General features: G+C 64.9%; 1 protein-coding gene. It reads left to right on the forward strand.

The features are described from left to right. The first annotated feature begins 240 nt into the window (after positions 1 to 240). On the forward strand, positions 241 to 1,203 hold the full coding sequence (locus tag DF200_RS10515) for a tetratricopeptide repeat protein (protein WP_109138216.1): 963 nt from the start codon (positions 241 to 243) through the stop codon (positions 1,201 to 1,203). Positions 1,204 to 1,589 lie beyond the last annotated feature (386 nt).

The raw sequence follows: 1,589 nt of genomic DNA on the forward strand, positions 1-1,589 counted from the left end.
ACACCCTCAAACACCCACCTGCCCACCTGATCCTCCCAACGGTCAGTCAGGTGTTGCAACGACCACTAGAACCCGCCTGTCAGCGCAGCTGACTGAGGGGGCGTCTCCACGCGACGGCGGACTCCGGATACGCGGCGGCCACGGCGAAAATCTCGCAGAGTGCTGAAACTTCGTCGCACTGTCTCAAACGTTGGTAATACTAATCAGTAGCAAGACGAACAACGTGCAAGGAGCATCATCATGGCGGAGCAGCCGAAATTCAATCCCGGTCTTTCGTTGGCGGGCGCGGTCGATCTCGAAGCGTTGAAGCACAAGGTGGACGCCGAGGCCGGACAGGCCGGAGGGGCCCCGGCCGCCGGCGGCTACGTCATCGACACCGACGAAAACACCTTCCAGGCCATGGTGCAGACCTCCGCCACCTTCCCCATCCTCCTGCTGCTGTGGGTCACGAACGACGACCGCTGCTTCGACGTCGCCCGCAAACTCGGCGACGCCGTCAACAAACTCGAAGGCAAGATCCAGCTCTCCCGTATCGACATCGCCAAAAGCCCCACCATCGCCCAGGCGTTGCAGGCACAGGGCGCGCCCGCCATCTACGGCCTCGTCGGAGGGCGTCCGATGCCCATCATGCAGGGCGTGCCGTCCGACGCCGAAATGCAGCAGATCACCGACACGCTGATTCCCCAGATCATCCAGATGGCGCAGCAGGCCGGCGTCACCGGAACCGCGCCCTATCAGGAGGCCGGCGCCGCCGAGAACGCCGAAGCGAATGGCAAGCCCGCCGAAGAGCAGGTGCCGCCCGAGCATCAGAAGGCCGACCAGCTCGCGCAGGAGGGCGACTACGCCGGCGCCGCCGTCGAATACGCGAAGTTCATGGAGGCCAATCCGAACGACGCCCGCGCCGCGCGCGAACACTCCAAGGCGCTGCTGCTCGCACGCTCCGCGACCGCGGACGTACGTGCCGTGCGCACTGCCGCGGCCGACAACCCCGACGATGTGGACGCGCAGCTCGCCGTCGCCGACATCGACATGATCGGCGGACAGATCGAGGACGCATTCAACCGTCTGCTCGACTTCCTCGCCGGGCATAAGACCGACGTCGAACCTGTGCGCAAGCGCCTGCTCGAATACTTCGCCATTCCCGCAGCCGACGACGCCCGTGTGGCGCGCGCCCGCCGCCGCCTCGCCACGCTGATGTACTGATTGGCGCGATTCCTCCGTTCGAGCGGACCCCCTCAGTCGGCTGTGCCGACAGCTCCCCCTGTCAGGGGGAGCTGGTTGGTGAGAGGGTGATCGGGGATTGTGGGTGTCAATGGTGGATGCAGGCTCGGGGGAGCCGGTTGGTGAGTTGCCGATCGGCTCCCCTCCCGGCGGAGGGGAGCTGTCGAGCGTAGCGAGACTGAGGGGAGTCGTCTGCCGGTAGTGGGCTTTGGTGAGCGATAGGTCAGGTGTGGTGTGGTTGTTGGATGTTGACCCCGTTGGATGCCGACCCCCCCTCAGTCGGCTTCGCCGGGCGGATTCTAGTGGTGGTTGCAACACCTGTGTTGTTGTGCCACCTTGGATGGTGGTCTTTGCAATGGTGATGATCG

The sequence above is a fragment of the Bifidobacterium catulorum genome (assembly GCF_003129925.1).
GTDB lineage: Bacteria > Actinomycetota > Actinomycetes > Actinomycetales > Bifidobacteriaceae > Galliscardovia > Galliscardovia catulorum.

Coding starts and splice junctions, on each gene's coding strand:
- DF200_RS10515 (WP_109138216.1), top strand. CDS start 241: ATGGCGGAGCAGCCGAAATTCAATCCCGGTCTTTCGTTGGCGGGCGCG.